Raw genomic sequence first — 17,241 nt, forward strand, 5'->3', positions numbered from 1 at the left:
TGTCAATATTTGTTGACAGAGTCCTTCCTGCTAACCCAATACTGGCTTATCATTTAATACATAATCCCTTGTCCAGGTGAAGGTTCCTATGCGTTTGGAAGTCTTTTGTGAAGACCGTCTTGGTCTGACCCGCGAATTGCTCGATTTACTGGTGCTGAGAAGCATTGATTTACGCGGTATCGAGATTGACCCCATCGGGCGAATTTACCTTAATTTTGCGGAGCTGGAGTTCACTAACTTCAGCAGCCTGATGGCTGAAATCCGCCGCATCGCAGGGGTAACGGACGTCCGTACCGTGCCCTGGATGCCTTCCGAACGCGAACATCTGGCGCTTAGCGCGTTGCTTGAAGCATTGCCTGAACCCGTTCTTTCTCTGGATATGAAAAGCAAAGTGGAGATGGCAAACCCGGCAAGTTGCCAGCTTTTTGCCCATCCCCAGGAGCGGATGCGCAACCACACGGCGGCACAGCTCATTAATGGGTTTAACTTCCAGCGCTGGCTGGAAAGTAATCCGCAGGATTCCCATAGTGAACATGTGGTGATTAACGGACAGAACTTCCTGATGGAAATTACGCCGGTCCATTTGCAGGGCGAAAATCAGGAGCAAATGCTGACCGGTGCCGTTGTCATGTTGCGTTCTACCCTCCGCATGGGCCGTCAATTGCAAAACATGACCACCCAGGATCTGAGCGCATTCAGCCAGATTATTGCCGTAAGCGCCAAAATGAAACACGTTGTTGAACAGGCGCGCAAGTTGGCGACGCTGAGTGCGCCGCTGCTGATCACCGGGAATACCGGTACGGGCAAAGATCTCTTTGCGCATGCCTGCCATCTGGCGAGCCCACGTGCGTCAAAACCTTATCTGGCGCTGAACTGCGCGTCTATTCCTGAAGATGCGGTAGAAAGCGAACTGTTTGGTCACGCCCCGGAAGGTAAAAAAGGGTTCTTCGAGCAGGCGAATGGCGGTTCAGTGTTGTTGGATGAGATTGGCGAAATGTCGCCGCGCATGCAGACGAAATTGCTGCGCTTCCTCAATGACGGGACGTTCCGTCGCGTGGGTGAAGATCATGAAGTTCATGTTGATGTTCGTGTAATCTGCGCGACGCAAAAGAACCTGGTGGAACTGGTGCAGAAAGGTCTTTTCCGCGAAGATCTCTATTATCGTCTGAATGTCCTGACGCTTAATCTGCCGCCGCTACGCGATTGCCCACAAGATATTATGCCACTCACAGAGCTGTTTGTAGCGCGTTTTGCCGATGAGCAGGGTGTACCGCGTCCGAAGTTGTCTGCCGATCTCAGCACGGTGCTCACCCGCTACGGCTGGCCGGGCAATGTGCGTCAGCTTAAAAATGCTATCTATCGGGCGTTAACTCAGCTTGAGGGCTATGAACTGCGTCCGCAGGATATCTTATTGCCGGATTATGATGCTGCGACAGTTGCCGTCGGAGAAGAAGTGATGGAAGGGTCGCTGGATGAGATCACCAGCCGCTTTGAACGTTCCGTGTTGACGCAGCTTTATATGAATTATCCCAGCACGCGTAAACTGGCTAAACGCCTGGGGGTTTCACATACCGCGATCGCCAATAAGTTACGCGAGTATGGTCTGAGTCAGCAGAAAAAAAACGAAGAGTAATGATGCAAATAAAAATGCCTCCATCCGGAGGCATTTTTGTATTCAGGGCAACTTAGGCTTTCAGCACGGCCAACGCTGCATCATAGTCAGGCTCGTTGGTAATTTCATTGACCAGTTGGCTGAACACGATGTTGTCATTTTTGTCGATAACGACAACGGCACGAGCAGCCAGACCTTTCAGCGGACCTTCGGCAATTTCAACGCCGTAGTTTTTCAGGAATTCAGCGTTACGCAGGGTGGACAGCGTGATAACGTTGCTCAGACCTTCCGCGCCGCAAAAACGAGAATGGGCGAATGGCAGATCGGCTGAAATGCACAGTACGACGGTGTTGTCGATTTCTGTCGCCAGTTGGTTAAACTTACGTACTGATGCCGCGCACACGCCGGTATCGATGCTTGGGAAAATATTCAGCACTTTGCGCTTGCCTGCGAACTGGCCCAGCGTAACGTCAGACAGGTCTTTAGCCACAAGGGTAAAAGCCTGAGCTTTGCTTCCAGCCTGAGGAATAGAGCCGGCAACTGCAACCGGGTTGCCCTGGAAATGAACGGTTTGTGACATGGTTATCTTCCTGTTTACATATAGTTAACGTCAAGGCTAGTTTATGCCATCAGCAGTTAACACGGCAAACGCTATTTGCGGATATCCGCTTCAGGGACTGCATTAAGGAAAACAAATGAGATCAGTTAAGGTGTATGAGGAAGCCTGGCCGTTACACACTCCCTTTGTGATTGCCCGCGGGAGCAGGACCGAAGCGCATGTGGTGGTGGTTGAACTGGAAGAGAATGGTGTAAAGGGCGTTGGAGAATGTACGCCTTATCCTCGCTATGGCGAAAGCGATGCGTCGGTACTGGCTCAAATCATGAGTGTTGTGCCGCAACTGGAACACGGTGTGACGCGTGAAGCGCTGCAGGCATTGCTGCCCGCGGGGGCGGCGCGTAATGCCGTTGACTGTGCGCTTTGGGATCTCAATGCGCGTCAGCAACAACAGTCTCTGGCCGACTACGTTGGTACTGAACTGGATGCAACAGTAACGACCGCGCAAACCGTCGTGATCGGCACGCCGGAGCAGATGGCGGCGAGCGCGACTGCGCTATGGGATAACGGTGCCAGATTGCTGAAAGTCAAACTGGATGCACACTTAATCAGCGAAAGGATGGTTGCGATCCGGGCGGCTGTGCCTGAGGCGACAATCATTGTTGATGCTAATGAATCCTGGCGTGCTGAAGGGCTGGCCGCACGCTGCCAGTTAATGGCGGATTTAGGCGTTGCGATGCTGGAGCAGCCTCTGCCGGCTAATGATGATGCCGCGCTGGAGAATTTCGTGCATCCGCTGCCTGTCTGTGCAGATGAAAGCTGCCATACCCGCAGCAGTCTGAAAGCGCTGCATGGACGCTATGAAATGGTCAATATCAAACTGGATAAGACAGGCGGACTGACGGAGGCGCTGGCGCTGGCGACCGAAGCCCGCGAGCAGGGATTTGCACTCATGCTGGGCTGTATGTTGTGTACATCAAGGGCGATCGGCGCTGCATTGCCGCTTACGTCACAGGTCAGCTTTGCCGATCTGGATGGCCCAACATGGCTGGCCAGAGACGTGGAGCCTGCCTTGCATTTTACAACCGGACAGCTTCATCTCAAGGATGCCAGCGCAAAAGATTAGACATTGCCAGCAGGTATTTTTCGCTCGCTTCATCCGATGAAATGGGCGGAAATTCTGCAGTAATGCAATGTAGGTTTAGATCGGCGCACCAGCTACCAAAAGAGCCCGGCGTTTCATAACCGACGCTGGTTACCAGCGGCAATTCGAACGACTGCGCCAGCCACGCGCCTAATTCGCTGTGTCTGGGATCTTCAATACAGGCAAGCGGATCGTGGAAAGAAACTACCCATGCAGGATGAATGTGGTGAATAAGTTGGCATAGTGCCTGGGTCTCAGGCTCAGATCCCGGATGATCGCCAGTCAATAACACCACATCACGCTCTTCTGCGCTGCTGTTCCAGCGATATACCGTTTCACCGGATTTCCAGTTTGCCGCCGGAAAGTTACGGTTAAGATCCACGCCGTTTGCATTTGCACGCAGACCCAACTGGCAACCGTCAGGGTTTACCGCCAGCACCACATGATGGCGACGCAGGGAAGGGTTAAGCGTACGCAATGCGCAGGAAAGTGTAACGACCGAGGAGTTTTCGTCGCCGTGCGTTCCCGCCAGTATCAGGCCGCTTTCACGATCGGCTGCCGGTGCCGGGAACCAGATTAGCGGCGCGCCCAATAGTGAACGTCCGTAATGTTCGGTTCCTGGCGGAAATGCGCCGCGCTCGGCACGGGGGCGGGTAACGGTCATAGTCATCTCTGAATGCTGGGATAGTTACTCGCAGTGTTGTGCAAAATGTATGGATAATCAAATCGTTTTCACACACTTATCTTTTCAGGTGTAATATCACTTTCCTGTCGGAAGTTAATTGCATTTCCTGCTGGCGATACAAATAATTACACATTCACTTAGTAGCCGGAATTGAGGGTATCTTATGCAGCATTCTGTTTCAGTAACCTGTTGTGCGCTGTTGGTTAGCAGCATTTCATTATCCTGGGCTGCTGATGTTCCCAGCGGGACGGTACTGGCAGAAAAGCAAGAACTGGTGCGTCATATAAAAGATGAGCCAGCGTCACTCGATCCGGCAAAAGCCGTTGGGCTTCCAGAAATTCAGGTTATTCGCGATTTATTCGAAGGGCTGGTCAACCAGAATGAAAAGGGTGAGATTATTCCCGGTGTCGCCACACAGTGGAAGAGTAATGATAACCGTATCTGGACGTTTACGTTGCGCAATAATGCGCAATGGGCCGATGGCACGCCGGTAACGGCACAGGATTTTGTCTACAGTTGGCAGCGTCTGGTTGACCCGAAAACACTATCGCCGTTTGCCTGGTTTGCCGCGCTAGCAGGGATCAACAATGCCCAGGCGATCATCGATGGCAAAGCCGCGCCCGATAAGTTAGGTGTCAGCGCGGTGGATGCGCATACCTTCAAAGTGCAGTTGGACAAACCGCTACCCTGGTTTGCCAACCTGACAGCGAGCTTTGCGTTTTATCCTGTCCAAAAAACCAATGTCGAAAGCGGTAAAGAGTGGACGAAGCCAGGCAACCTTATCGGTAACGGTGCCTATGTGCTGAAAGACCGTGTGGTTAACGAGAAACTGGAAGTTGTGCCGAATACACATTATTGGGACAACGCCAAAACGGTGCTGCAAAAAGTGACTTTCCTGCCGATTAACCAGGAGTCTGCTGCGACCAAACGCTATCTTGCTGGCGATATTGATATTACTGAGTCCTTCCCGAAAAATATGTATCAGAAGCTATTGAAGGATATTCCGGGCCAGGTGTATACGCCGCCGCAGCTTGGTACTTATTACTATGCATTTAACACGCAAAAAGGGCCGACTGCCGATTCACGCGTGCGTCTGGCGCTCAGTATGACTATCGATCGTCGTCTGATGGCGGAGAAAGTATTAGGAACTGGCGAAAAACCCGCCTGGCACTTTACGCCGGATGTGACGGCAGGATTTATCCCGGAACCTTCTCCGTTTGAACAAATGAGTCAGGAAGAGCTTAATGCCCAGGCGAAAACGCTGCTGCGTGCCGCGGGCTATGGTCCGCAGAAACCGCTTAAACTCACACTGCTGTACAACACCTCTGAAAACCATCAGAAGATTGCTATTGCTGTGGCTTCCATGTGGAAGAAAAATCTTGGCGTGGATGTGAGGCTACAGAACCAGGAGTGGAAAACCTATATTGATAGTCGTAATACCGGCAACTTTGATGTTATCCGTGCCTCCTGGGTGGGCGACTACAATGAGCCTTCTACGTTCCTGTCATTATTAACATCGACCCATACGGGCAATATCTCCCGCTTTAATAATCCGGCATACGATAAAGTGTTGACCCAGGCTACTCTGGAAAATACAGAGAAAGCGCGGAATGCTGATTATAACGCTGCGGAGAAAATTCTGATGGAACAGGCACCTATTGCGCCGATTTATCAGTACACCAACGGACGTTTAATTAAACCGTGGCTGAAAGGGTATCCGATTACCAACCCAGAGGATGTGGCATACAGTCGCACTATGTATATTGTTAAGCACTAATTGCGTACGTCCTCCTGTTAACCTTCGTTAACCACGTCAAAACCAGAACTGGCGCTGACTTCAGCGCCAGTATCTCCAGACAATCAGTATCAACCTCATTAAAAATAATGATAAAAATATATCTAATGAATTATTCATACTGCAGATTTCGATTTATACCATCATTTAAACTTAATGAAATGGTATTCTTCAATAAAGAACACTGTCGGTGCTTGTCGAAATAAGGTTTAATAATTAGAGTGGTGGTGCAAAATATGAAATGGGACTGAAAGAAACGGGGCAATAAGCTTGTGCATTGTGGATGAGAAAAATATTGTCGGAACCCAACAAAGAACGGTCAGCTATATTAACCTGCATAATCTGATGTTATATTTGAAGAAAAAACAGCCGTGCAACCCTGGCGACAGTACTTAAGGACCGTTAACTGGCGAGCAAGGTATTCGAAACTGCCGGGGGGCATGGCCCTGATATGGACGATGATTGCCATAATCTCAATGAATTAATGTTTATTAATATTATGTCATGTGTTTATGTATGTGGTCAGATTTTAGTCTGATTAAGCTACTGATGGTATCTGGCCAGGTTATCAGATTGTGACTATGGTTATTTGCAGTGTAAAAACCAATATGGATTGCATGTGGCTTAGAATTAACTTTATTGGTACTTTGCAAGAAATTCCTACTACCTACAATGACGCCATTACCTGTTGAATCATCGGGATTTTCTCCAGAGAAGCCTTATGTAATCGGCATAGTAACCTGACCAGAGCCCAGTTATCGTAACGTTAGTATCCGTGCCAGACACATACTTAAACCTGTCTCTTCTCTGCGCGGGCATCTATTTCCTGGTGTTTCAAGGGACTACTAAACAGCAGGGAAAAGCTGTATATTTCGCAGGGTTGACATGCTCTGACTTGTAAGTGCAGTTACTAGCTTATAAACAAAGGATTATGAATGTTTTTGATTACTATTTGTTACGCACTTTTTGCTTTGTGTCTTTTTGCAACATTTTATGTCTTGATGACGTACGAAAAACCGGGAAAATTGCACAACTGGGAAATTATAGTATTAATAATTATTTCTACATTCTGGCTTCCTGAGCTGATTATTCTGGTTTTCTCTTTTGCGCTTCTGGGACCAATGCTTTTGGGGATCAGGCATCTGCGCCGGCAGAGTGTTTCCGCCTGAATCATTGGTACCTTAACCTCGTACTGCACGAGGGGTTACGGCCAAATCTGGCCTGTGAACAGTGGGGACCGACCGGAAGATTGTTAGCGATGAATGTGACTCGCTACAGGGTTATTCTCATTATTGACGTCGAAATACCAACTCTGTACAAACGATTCCCGGCATCTGAACGATAAATTTGTGGCGTGCAGGAGTTTCAATTTTAATTGTCCGGGTGTCGTTTTCTGGCGCACAGCGGAGAGAACGCAGGTAGCGGTTATCTACGGTGTTGATGTTGCAACGATGTATAAAAATTACCTACAGGGTGAGCATAAACATCATAGTGAGTCATCTATATTTCTTGAACAGTGTTGAAGTATCGGCAGATACCGTTTCTCTGAATTGTTAATGGTTTTGGGTTGATGTGAAAATAATGATTATTGTATTGCTGTGGATTTTTAATCAATTTGTTGGGAGTTAGTATGAAAGATATCCATAGTGATTTTCCCTTGCAGTGTTTAATCTGGTTATCTGACGCAACGTAGTTTGGCTCCCTAATTTTTACATTCTTGCCTGTACGTGTTACGCCCTGTCATATCAATTTTGTAACTGGCACGAAACCATCGTCTGCAATGTCCTCGGCTTCTTTCCCCTCCAACATCCGGCCTCATCCATTCGCGAGCGGCCTCTGGTGGTAACACCATAGGTCACGGTGAATGAAGCTTAGTTGAATACCTTCCGCTGTTTACCTTCGTTAACAACATCAAAAAAACAAAGCTGGCGTGGATTTCTCCAACAGTATCTCCTGGCGTTCAACCTGCTGCACATCCACCGTTACTTTGCTTCAGTACGTCACTACAAAAGTTATTTATTGGATGAATACGCTATTTGTTTAACAACCATTGAAATAGATAGATACACAATATTTTTTGGCTGAGACAACTCTTCGTTGAGGCAACTCCATTTCACGTAGGGTAAAAATAAAAAATATTATGAAACAAATACTTATATTGAAAGATGAAGACTTACTGGCACGAGGTAACGATCGCTACGTCTTCCAGCATCCACAGGATAGTAAACTGCTGGTCAAAATCGTGATTCCAGGCATTGCGAAATATAAAAGCAAGCTACGTGAGGTCTTTCGGGACATCAAAGAATGTAAGTTGAGTCACCAAACCGACGCATTTTATATGCAAAAAATTGAAGGACTTGTTGAAACAAATAAAGGAATAGGGCAACTCACGGTTAAGGAATGTGATGAGCATGGTCACATCGCGCAAACGCTTTATCAGCTTGCCCTGAACAAAGAACTTGATGCCAGCAAATTGCAGAAGTTGAATGTTTTTTTAGCGTGGTTTGTCAGTACCGGTGTCATTATTAACTCCCTGCATTGTAAAAACATCGTCTACGCCTGGGATGCCACGCGTCAGGAATATTGTTTCAAAGTCATTGATGGTTTTGGTGACAAAACGTTTTTTCAGCTCAGTAAGTTTTCAGCGGCAATACGCGATAAAAATAAAGTCAAATGTCTCAAGCGGATGCTACGGGATCTGAACCACCTGCAACATACGTAATCCGCAGAAATTGTTGACGATATGGCGTGGGAACGCGGCTACCGTAATATCGCCGTGTCAAATGTCTGTAGCGAGTGGTTATCCTGGAAAGCGGCAACCCGGCCACATGAAGACACTATAACAGAGAAGATCATACGTCCGGGGGCTGATGCTCCCGACAAATTAACATCGAATCATCCTCGCTCAACGGTTCTTTCGTTAAATTACAAAATCCCTGACCATTTACTTTTTGGTGGAACCGACAGCTCTGGCACAGACCAAATCCCGGCACATTACTGGTGCGCTGAATGCCCCGCAGAAGTTCGAAGAGTAGCTCCTTGAGTAAACCCGCGCGTTCACCCATCGCAGATTCGCCCGTCATCAAAAATGAGGGGGGAAGCAGGGCATCCAGCAAATTTTTGGCCGACTCGGTGAGCTGCAGATGAACGCTACGCTTATCCCTGGCATCCTGCGTGCGTACCACCAGTCCTTTTGATTCCAACAACTTTAGCGATTGTGACACCGTTCCTTTGGTGAGACCGAGGTAGTCCGTCACGGCGAGAGGCGTATTGGAGTAGCGGTTACAGCGTGCGAGATACATCAACGCACTGAGCTGTACTGGCTGAAGATCCGCCAGTAAAGGATGCTGGCGAAACCACATCCGCGTCAGACCAGACAGTCGGTCCAGTACGTCAAAAAGCGACATATCATGCATAACAAAATCCTCCTCGGCATATAGTATCGACTAAAAACTATATTGACAAAGCATAAAACTGGCGTAGCATAAATTATAGTATCGATTCGATACTATAATTTAAAGGAGAGGTATCATGACCAAAGCCCGTTTTTATCATGCTGGTTGCCCGGTTTGCGTTTCCGCAGAAGAAACACTGCTACAGTATCTGTCCCCGGATGTGGAAATCGAGGTTATTCATTTGGGAGAACAACCCGATCACGTTGCAGAGGCGGAGCGAATCGGAGTGAAGTCTGTTCCCGCTCTGGTAATCGACGGTAATGTGCTGCATATCAACTTTGGCGCACCTATCGAAGCGCTGAAATAGCGTCGCATGTTCGGGAAGTCGCGTGAGCTATTTCCCGAACCGGCGTGGACATAGGGAAGGGGGGATTTATGTGTGCGGCAGAAAAGTACCATCCTGTCGATTGCGATCTGCATGACTATCTGGAGATTGCCTGTCTTTATCACTATTTGCTGCGCATTGAACTGACTACCGGGGAACACTTTGATGCCAGGGCCGTGACGACATGCACCACAGCAGACAAAGAGGAATTCTTGCTTGTGGAGTGCCATGAACACCATCATAGAATTCGCCTGGACTATCTGTCAGCCATTACCCCATTGACGGCTGGCGCCACTTTTAGCACCGTGATATTCCGTTGAATTTACACGTAAAAAGTCTGCGCCACCGTTATACGGTGTAAATGCGGATGTCATGCGCCTGAAAAGCGGTGCCGTACTGCTTGCTGATGTTTTCCTCCACGACAATGACATCAATGTTACTGCTGGCGGTGACAACATAACGTGCGACGGCAGGGATCTTATCCGCCGTCAGTGCGACGATAGTTTCGTTACACTGCTTAATTACCGCTTTTTTAAACTCACAATCGGCGTAATCAAACCCGGTTAATCCGGACTCCGGTGCCATCGCACAACCACCAATAAAACCTTGATCAAATAAAATATCCTGTACCTGGGCAATGGCTGTCGGACCTACGCACCCACCGGACGATCGCTGCACTGGCCCACCTAACATGATGACCTCGAATAGCGGTTTTTTCAGCAGTACGGCGGCAATATCAGGTGAATTTGTCACGACGGTTAATGCCAGCTCAGCGGGAAGGGCTTCAGCCATTGCCAGGTTGGTTGTTCCTGTGTCGATAAAAATACAGCTTCCGGATTTCACTAGCCGGGCACATCTTTGCGCGATGCTGCTCTTTTTCGCGGTATTAATATTCTTGCGTACTGTGATGTCAGCTGACTCTGGTAGTGAAATGACAGCCCCGCCATAGACTTTCTTGCAAACACCTTCTTTACACAACTCATGTAAATCGCGGCGGATCGTATGTTCTGACACCCCCAAACGGACGGCCAGTTCAGTACAGATCACTCTGCCGTTTTCCTGCAGGATCTGATAGATAAGCGCCTGGCGTTGATCCGGGAATGCAGCGTAATCGAGCATGAGAACTCCATAAAAATAAACATCGAGCAATAACGTGCATAATCCTGCATTATAATGCAGGATGTCAATATCCCTTAACGGGGGCGTACCGTTCAGAGTAAACGATAAGAGGATCGCGATGAAAATTGCACACATGGCTTTATGGACCCGGGATCTTGAACGACAAGCCCGGTTCTGGGTGTCGTTTTTTGATGGTGTGATAAACGAAAAATACTGCAGCAAAACCAATCCCGGGTTTGAATCTTATTTCGTCAACATTGGTGAGGACATTGCGATTGAGTTAATGACCAAACCGGGACTGACCCACCCTGTACCTGACAATAACACTTCAGGATGGGTGCATCTGGCTCTCTCTGTTGGTGGCGCGGGGCATGTTGATGCTCTGGCTATACGCGCAAAAGAACAGGGCATCCTGGTCTCCGGACCACGAACCACCGGTGACGGGTATTACGAGGCCGTCATTCAGGACCCCGACGGTAATTTAATCGAGATTGTAGCGTAATACGTAGATCAGGCCGGATGACAAAATTGCCCGCGCAGGATCTGTAGTTCAGTAATACCTCGGGTTATTTGTTGGGTGGCCAGACCGAGTGTTGCGGCAGCCTCTCTGAACTTCAGCGTTTCGGCTGCCGTAAAAAATATCTTTCATGTGTCGAGTTTATCCAGCATATGAGTCGCTGGCCCGTGAAATTGGATGCACCGCAAGTGGATGTGACGGACAGCGCTGTACTGCCACATTGTGGATAGCGCTATTCATGACTTGTCTTCATAGGTTTGTCCTTATTTGACCCTCTAATCGTCGATACGCTGAGCCTCTATAATTTTTGCGTTTTCAGCATTCGGCGGCAGAGGCTGTCGCCTCCCCGGAGAATCGAACATGTCAAATCATTTGAATGCCAGACAACTGGCAGTTGTCCCCATTGCAGCATTCACTGCCACAGGACAGCCAGATAAGCTGGAGGCAGCGCTTAATGCAGGGTTAGATGCAGGACTAACGCTGAATGAAGTGAAAGAGGTTTTACAGCAGCTTTACGCGTACTGTGGTTTTCCCCGTAGCCTGAATGGCCTGTCGTGCCTGATGTCGGTAGTGAAAGTCCGCAAAGAAAAAGGGATTGTGGATCCAGAAGGGAAATCCACTACGCCGCAACCTGTTGACTGGAACAGCCTGCTGGCGGGGAGCCAAACGCAAACCCAACTGGTTGGACAGCCGGTTAGCGGTCCGCTGTTTGATTTTGCCCCTGCCATTGATACCTGGCTTAAAGCACATCTGTTTGGCGATATTTTTCAGCGCGATGTACTGGACTGGCCGACTCGTGATCTGGCAACCGTCTCTGCGTTAGCCGTACTGGGCGGCGTGAACAGCCAACTGAAAAGTCACTTCGCGATCAGCCTGAATGTTGGGTTCCGCCCTGAGCAACTTATCGCGTTTACTGCGCTACTTAAGCAGCACTGTGGTGCTGAGATTGCGGAAAATGCCCGTGCAGTTCTTGATGAATGTATTTAAGGAATTCCGTTAGCTAATACCCCAGCAGGAGTCATGATGAACGAACAATTTGATGGCAACAGCGTCTTTCTCCGGGGAGAGAAAAATGAAGCCTATGCGAAGTACTTCACCGGGACCAGCTATCTGACCATGCTTTCAATGGAAGGAGTGGTGATTGGTAACGTTGCATTTGAACCTGGCTGCCGTAATTTTTGGCACATTCATCATCAGGGCGGTCAAATTCTGCTGGTGACTGGCGGCAGAGGCTGGTACCAGGCGTGGAATCAACCTGCGCGAGAACTGAAAACGGGTGATGTGGTTCATATTCCGGCGGGAATGAAACACTGGCACGGAGCTGCACGTGATAGCTGGTTTGCCCATATTGCGGTAGAAATCCCGGTAGCAGGCGCATCGAATGAATGGCTGGAGCCGGTCGCTGACGCCGAGTACAACCTGTTGCCCTGAGCTATGCTGGTTGAGGTGCACTTTATCTCTGAGGAGATCGAAATAGCCATGAACGTGAAGGGTTATGCCGCGCTGGCGGTGAAAGAAGATCTGGTCCCGCACATTTTTGTTCGTCGTGAAGGTGCCGGAAGGAATCGACTTACGTGGTGCTGCACCGTTGTTGTGTGCCGGTATCACCACATGGTCGCCGTTGCGTCACTGGCAGGTTGGGCAGGGGAGTAAAGTCGCTGTTGTTGGGTTGGGTGGCCTGGGACAAATGGCGATCAAGATTGCTAAAGCATTGGGGGCTGATGTTACGTTATTCACGCGGTCGCCAGGCAAAGAAGCTGATGCCAGACGCCCGGGGGCAGTGATGTTGTGCTTTCAGCAGACAGCGAACAGATGAAAGACGCGGGTATCCGCGTCTTGATTTTGGTTAGTGGGCAGAAGGTTGTGCCTCGGCGTTATCCATATACAACGTCTGACTGGGGAACGCAAAGTCAGCACCGTTTTCCTGAACTATTGTAATAATTCTCAAGTACACATCTTGTTGTACAGCAAGCCACTCCTGCCACACGGTGGTTTTCGTGAAGCAATACACCATGATATTCAGCGATGAATCGGCAAATTCATTAAAATAGACCAGCAGGGTTTGTTTTTGATCTATTCCGGGATGATTTTGCAACATTTTTCTGACCGACTCGACAACTGCGCCAATTTTATCAGCATCTTCATAACGTAACCCGATCACCGTTTTGATTCGTCGATTACTCATCCGCCCCGGGTTTTCTACACTGATGGAAGAGAAAATTGAGTTCGGCACGTATAACGGACGGTGGTCGAAGGTGTTTATTTTGGTCATTCTCCAGCCGATTTCCGTTACCGTACCTTCGATATTTCGGTCCGGAGAGCGGATCCAGTCACCGATGCTAAACGGCCTGTCGAAGTAGAGCATAATGCCAGAGAAAAAATTGCTCAGGATATCTTTACCTGCCATACCGACAGCGATACCGCCGATGCCGCCGAACGTTAACAGCCCTGACAGGCTCATGCCGAAATGCTCACCGTACAGCAAGATGATGGCGACGACGATCGTAATCTTAATGATGCGTGACATGATCCTCGCACTGGTGATATCTCTGCCCTTACTAATCTGCGTTTTTTCAAACTGGTTGATGACCAGAAAGAGTTTTATCGTCAGGATCAACGCAATCAACGAGGTACAGATAAAGTCGACCACGCTTGGGGAGATAAATTTCAGCTTATAACTATCGATGACGTTATTCGCAATAGTGCCAAACGTACCAATGATAATGGCATAAACAAAAAACTGTGCTGCGTGGAATATGAATCCTTTGCAGTGTTTTTCACTACGATGAAACCACACGCTCATCAGGACTAACGCTGCACAGCTGCTGAGAATTACCGTTAAATTAAACGCATTATTTATAAACAGTTCAGCGATCATGATTCTCCCAGGTCACTCCGTGTTAGCTAAATATCATCTGACATCCTTCATCAGCGGATATTTTACCTAGTTCAGGCTGTCAGATCATTCATCAAAAGGAGAGCGAAATAATACAATCAGCGTTATTTTCAGGCGAATAGTACGCATGTCAAGTTTGAGTGTGGCGTATGTAGCAGACAGTGAGTTGATGTCATGGTATTGTTGCTGCAAAGTAACACGGTATTCATCTGCATAAGGACGATATTATGATCATGGCTAAGCTGAAGACAGCGAAGGGACGGAAGTTTCTGTTATGTCTGCTTGGGGTATTTATTATTGCGGCATCGGTTGTGACGCGCGCGACGATTGGTGGCGTCATTGAACAGTATGACATTCCGCTCTCCGACTGGACAGCTTCGATGTATGCCATTCAATCCGCAATGATTTGCGTCTACAGTATGGTTTTTACTATTTTGCTGGCTATTCCGCTCGGTATCTATTTCCTCGGAGGCGAGGAGAAGCACTAAGAACATGTCATGCCGGATGACATCGCCATCCGGCATTTTGCTACAGGGTTAATCGTCTTCTTCGTCGTCCAGTTCAACCGGGGTCTGGTACTGATCCGGTTTGATAACCAGCAGGTCGCAACGCAGATGGTCGATAACCTGTTCTGCGGTATTCCCCAAAAACGCAGCTGATATGCCGGTGCGCCCAACGGTGCCGAGTACCACGATACCCGCCTGTAAATGCTCAGCTAAATCCGGGATGACCTCTTCAGGCAATCCTTTTTCAACGTGTGTAACTTTTTCATCAATACTGAATTTCTGGCGTAATGCCTTCATGGCCAGCAGATGTTGTCCACGGATGGCGTCGTTGTACACGCTGGGATCAAATTCAGGTAGCTCAATCGCAATGTTGATAGGCGTTACAGGATAGGCGCCCACCAGGTGTACTTCGGTATGGTTAACCTGTTCTGCGAGCTGCAACGTTTCTTTGACCAGTTTTTCGTTGAGTGCATTGTGATATGCCTCTTCACTGGCGAGGTTCACCGCTACCAGCGCTTTACCACCTTCCGGCCACGGCTGATCTTTGACCATCCATACCGGGCTTGGACATTTACGCAACAAATGCCAGTCAGTTGGTGTGAAAATTACGGCTTCAAGGCGATCGTGTTGGTGTGCCATTTTGAGCACCAGGTCATGCTTAGCGCTGATCACTTCCTGGATGATGGCTTCAAAGGGACGGTTGTGCCAGACCACTTTAATATCAAGCGGGATCCCTGCTTCGATATAGTATTTCGCTTGTTCACGTATCCATGCAGTTCGCTGGCTGATGACCCCCTGACGCATTGCCGTACGCTCGTCCGGCGACAGCAGGGTGGTCATCTCGTAGGAAAAGTCATAGATCGGCAAAAAGGCTTTAATTTTGCCACCAATCCGTTGATGCAAATAAACAGCTCGCCGTAATGCTGGTTGATCGTCCTGGTTTGGATCGATGACTACCAGCATGTTTTGATACATAGCCATACAGGGTCTCCTTACAACTGTCACCGCAGTTTGTATTTAAAAGAGTAACCCAATAATGTGGATTGAAACAGGGGAGAACCTCTTGCCAGATCAATAAACTGGGGAAATCTCCAGCTTTTCCCCACATCCCGCTCAATTTAAACCATTTTCCGTTGTTTCTATTGTGCTTGCGCGCTACACGGAAAAAGTTTGGACGTATGGACGTTTCAACTGCCCGGCAATCTCTTTAAGAGTTAAGAGTGCCCGGTGAAGTTGTTCGATCTCCGGCCCACCAATGCACAGTCGGATACCTGACTGCTCGGATAACGGGTTGACCTCCGTTGATACGGGTGAGGTAACTTTGATCCCTGCCGCTAAGGCTGCTTCGTAGAACGGTTGTACGCTTTCGCGAGCCAGTGGCAACCAGAGGTGAAAGCTGGGATGCCCGGAGCGATAAAGATGCTCACCTAAAATAGAAAAGGCTAATTCATAGCGGCGAACTGTTTCGTGTTCTATCGCAGAGGTTACGGTTTCCGCAGTACCATCAAGTAACCATTGCTCCATGATCGCGCAACTTATCGGGGAAACCATCATTGCCGTTGCTCTGAGCATGGATTCAGCTCGGGAATATAGCTGTTCAGGCAGCAGAAGTCCGCCGATGCGTAACGTGGGGTTCAGTATTTTAGATAAGCTATTTACATATAAAGTGATATCCGGTGCTAATCGGGCAATTTGTGGGAGTTCAATATTACGGGTGAGTCGATAGACATCATCTTCGATAATAAATAATGCGTTTGCATGGCAAACGCGTATCAGGTCTTTTCGCCGGGCAAGACTCATTATGCGCGTCGAAGGGCTTTGTAGCAGGGGAGTGACATATACCGCACTGCGTTTGTCATCGCTGGCATCCAGCATTTTCTCCAATACTGAAACATCCATCCCTTCGTCATCCATCGGAATGCCAACCAGTCTCAGTTTTAATAGCCGTGAAAGTTGGATCAGTCCGGAATACGTTTGCGCCTCCACATAAAGTGTCCCAAAAGGTTCGCATACCGTTGATAACGCCACTGAAAGCGCATGTTGCGCTCCGCTGGTAATAATGAGTTGGCGATAATCAGCGGGCATTCCCAGCCTGTTGAACCAGCGAGCCATCAGGCGACGGTGTTCGTCATGGCCGGCTGCTGGCGCGTAGGTGTTGAACATGTCCATATCCGGACGGCGAGCGATTGCCGAAAGTGTCGCGCTGAGTGAACGCGAGCTTAGCGCAGCCGGGGGGGTATTTTGCGACAAATCGATGACGGTCTGACCACGCGAATTTGCTAGTGCCACAAACATCCCGCTTCCTTTCACACTTCTGACAAGTCCACGTTTCTCAAGGATCCCATAGGCTTTCGTTACGGTGCCAAGCCCGATACCCAATGTGTCCGCTAAATTACGGTGGGCTGGTAAGCGGGTGCCATGCTGAAGCGATCCTGAAAGGATATCTTCGGCCAGGGCCTCAACTAATTGTTCTGTTGGAGATGTCGCATTGCTGGACAGTCTCGGCTGCCAGGGAGAACGCTCACGCATCGGTTCACCATAAGTGTAATGTGACACTATTTATATTTACTAATAGTGTCACACATTCTATTCTGACGCCAGTATCAAAATGGGTCAGAACAGGCATCGGGT

General features: G+C 48.7%; 18 protein-coding genes and 2 pseudogenes. 12 read left to right on the forward strand and 8 right to left on the reverse strand.

Features of this window, described 5'->3' with window-relative positions; all coding sequences use genetic code 11:
* The first annotated feature begins 88 nt into the window (after nt 1-88).
* Nucleotides 89-1,633: a transcriptional regulator TyrR gene (gene tyrR, locus EHN13_RS07725; RefSeq protein ID WP_061067993.1), complete on the forward strand. Its 1,545-nt coding sequence runs from the start codon at nt 89-91 to the stop codon at nt 1,631-1,633.
* A gap of 52 nt (nt 1,634-1,685) precedes the next feature.
* Here tyrR and tpx read toward each other — a convergent pair whose 3' ends face one another.
* Nucleotides 1,686-2,192 (reverse strand): thiol peroxidase, encoded by a 507-nt coding sequence (gene tpx / locus EHN13_RS07730; protein ID WP_124021167.1) that lies wholly within the window; start codon nt 2,190-2,192, stop codon nt 1,686-1,688.
* Nucleotides 2,193-2,307: 115 nt separating this feature from the next.
* On the opposite strand from tpx, the gene ycjG reads away from it, so the two are divergent.
* Nucleotides 2,308-3,294, forward strand: coding sequence for an L-Ala-D/L-Glu epimerase (gene ycjG, locus EHN13_RS07735; protein ID WP_048211524.1), 987 nt, complete (start codon nt 2,308-2,310; stop codon nt 3,292-3,294).
* Here ycjG and mpaA read toward each other — a convergent pair.
* The gene (mpaA, locus tag EHN13_RS07740) at nt 3,269-3,976 is read right to left on the reverse strand and encodes a murein tripeptide amidase MpaA (RefSeq protein ID WP_048211525.1); all 708 of its coding nucleotides are present in this window, start codon (nt 3,974-3,976) and stop codon (nt 3,269-3,271) included. The genes ycjG and mpaA overlap by 26 nt on opposite strands.
* 184 nt (nt 3,977-4,160) lie before the next feature.
* On the opposite strand from mpaA, the gene mppA reads away from it, so the two are divergent.
* Nucleotides 4,161-5,774 (forward strand): murein tripeptide ABC transporter substrate-binding protein MppA, encoded by a 1,614-nt coding sequence (gene mppA / locus EHN13_RS07745; protein ID WP_061067990.1) that lies wholly within the window; start codon nt 4,161-4,163, stop codon nt 5,772-5,774.
* A 953-nt stretch (nt 5,775-6,727) separates the two neighbouring features.
* Nucleotides 6,728-6,961: a hypothetical protein gene (locus tag EHN13_RS07750; protein ID WP_048211527.1), complete on the forward strand. Its 234-nt coding sequence runs from the start codon at nt 6,728-6,730 to the stop codon at nt 6,959-6,961.
* Between the two features lie 574 nt (nt 6,962-7,535).
* Here EHN13_RS07750 and EHN13_RS24295 read toward each other — a convergent pair.
* Nucleotides 7,536-7,647: pseudogene (locus EHN13_RS24295) on the reverse strand (SOS response-associated peptidase); the annotation flags it as partial.
* Between the two features lie 285 nt (nt 7,648-7,932).
* Between EHN13_RS24295 and EHN13_RS07765 the strand changes: the two are divergent.
* A complete protein-coding gene (locus EHN13_RS07765; RefSeq protein ID WP_048211528.1) occupies nt 7,933-8,514 on the forward strand; it encodes a YrbL family protein in 582 nt (193 codons plus the stop codon).
* Between the two features lie 130 nt (nt 8,515-8,644).
* Here the strand turns inward: EHN13_RS07765 and EHN13_RS07770 are convergent, their stop codons facing one another.
* Nucleotides 8,645-9,208 (reverse strand): MarR family winged helix-turn-helix transcriptional regulator, encoded by a 564-nt coding sequence (locus tag EHN13_RS07770; RefSeq protein WP_048211529.1) that lies wholly within the window; start codon nt 9,206-9,208, stop codon nt 8,645-8,647.
* 115 nt (nt 9,209-9,323) lie between these two features.
* Between EHN13_RS07770 and EHN13_RS07775 the strand changes: the two genes are divergently transcribed.
* Together EHN13_RS07775 and EHN13_RS07780 are read left to right on the forward strand one after the other, a co-directional pair.
* Nucleotides 9,324-9,554, forward strand: coding sequence for a glutaredoxin domain-containing protein (locus EHN13_RS07775; RefSeq protein WP_048211530.1), 231 nt, complete (start codon nt 9,324-9,326; stop codon nt 9,552-9,554).
* Nucleotides 9,555-9,622: 68 nt separating this feature from the next.
* Nucleotides 9,623-9,892: a Rho-binding antiterminator gene (locus tag EHN13_RS07780; protein WP_040231149.1), complete on the forward strand. Its 270-nt coding sequence runs from the start codon at nt 9,623-9,625 to the stop codon at nt 9,890-9,892.
* A 28-nt stretch (nt 9,893-9,920) separates the two neighbouring features.
* Here EHN13_RS07780 and EHN13_RS07785 read toward each other — a convergent pair whose 3' ends face one another.
* On the reverse strand, nt 9,921-10,691 hold the full coding sequence (locus EHN13_RS07785; protein ID WP_061067987.1) for a DeoR/GlpR family DNA-binding transcription regulator: 771 nt from the start codon (nt 10,689-10,691) through the stop codon (nt 9,921-9,923).
* A gap of 118 nt (nt 10,692-10,809) precedes the next feature.
* Here EHN13_RS07785 and EHN13_RS07790 point away from each other — a divergent pair, with 118 nt between their 5' ends.
* The 4 genes and pseudogenes from EHN13_RS07790 to EHN13_RS24300 form a co-directional block, all read left to right on the forward strand.
* A complete protein-coding gene (locus EHN13_RS07790; protein WP_048211533.1) occupies nt 10,810-11,193 on the forward strand; it encodes a VOC family protein in 384 nt (127 codons plus the stop codon).
* A 375-nt stretch (nt 11,194-11,568) separates the two neighbouring features.
* On the forward strand, nt 11,569-12,195 hold the full coding sequence (locus EHN13_RS07795; RefSeq protein ID WP_124021168.1) for a carboxymuconolactone decarboxylase family protein: 627 nt from the start codon (nt 11,569-11,571) through the stop codon (nt 12,193-12,195).
* Nucleotides 12,196-12,231: 36 nt separating this feature from the next.
* Nucleotides 12,232-12,639 carry a cupin domain-containing protein gene (locus tag EHN13_RS07800; protein ID WP_124021169.1) on the forward strand — a complete coding sequence of 136 codons (408 nt, stop codon included), beginning with the start codon at nt 12,232-12,234 and terminating at the stop codon, nt 12,637-12,639.
* Between the two features lie 109 nt (nt 12,640-12,748).
* Nucleotides 12,749-13,032: pseudogene (locus EHN13_RS24300) on the forward strand (NAD(P)-dependent oxidoreductase); the annotation flags it as partial.
* A 22-nt stretch (nt 13,033-13,054) separates the two neighbouring features.
* Here EHN13_RS24300 and EHN13_RS07810 read toward each other — a convergent pair.
* Nucleotides 13,055-14,086 carry a mechanosensitive ion channel family protein gene (locus EHN13_RS07810; protein ID WP_121584701.1) on the reverse strand — a complete coding sequence of 344 codons (1,032 nt, stop codon included), beginning with the start codon at nt 14,084-14,086 and terminating at the stop codon, nt 13,055-13,057.
* Nucleotides 14,087-14,331: 245 nt separating this feature from the next.
* Between EHN13_RS07810 and EHN13_RS07815 the strand changes: the two genes are divergently transcribed.
* Complete coding sequence (locus EHN13_RS07815; RefSeq protein ID WP_048211538.1) at nt 14,332-14,592, forward strand: DUF2534 family protein; 261 nt, start codon at nt 14,332-14,334, stop codon at nt 14,590-14,592.
* Between the two features lie 48 nt (nt 14,593-14,640).
* On the opposite strand, the gene uspE is transcribed toward EHN13_RS07815, so the two are convergent.
* Together uspE and EHN13_RS07825 are read right to left on the reverse strand one after the other, a co-directional pair.
* Nucleotides 14,641-15,591, reverse strand: a complete 951-nt coding sequence (gene uspE, locus EHN13_RS07820) for a universal stress protein UspE (RefSeq protein WP_005126626.1) — start codon at nt 15,589-15,591, stop codon at nt 14,641-14,643.
* 174 nt (nt 15,592-15,765) lie between these two features.
* Nucleotides 15,766-17,139 (reverse strand): aminotransferase-like domain-containing protein, encoded by a 1,374-nt coding sequence (locus tag EHN13_RS07825; RefSeq protein ID WP_124021170.1) that lies wholly within the window; start codon nt 17,137-17,139, stop codon nt 15,766-15,768.
* Between the last annotated feature and the right edge of the window lie 102 nt (nt 17,140-17,241).

Origin of the sequence: Citrobacter youngae (genome assembly GCF_003818115.1) — a bacterium.
Lineage (GTDB): Bacteria > Pseudomonadota > Gammaproteobacteria > Enterobacterales > Enterobacteriaceae > Citrobacter > Citrobacter youngae.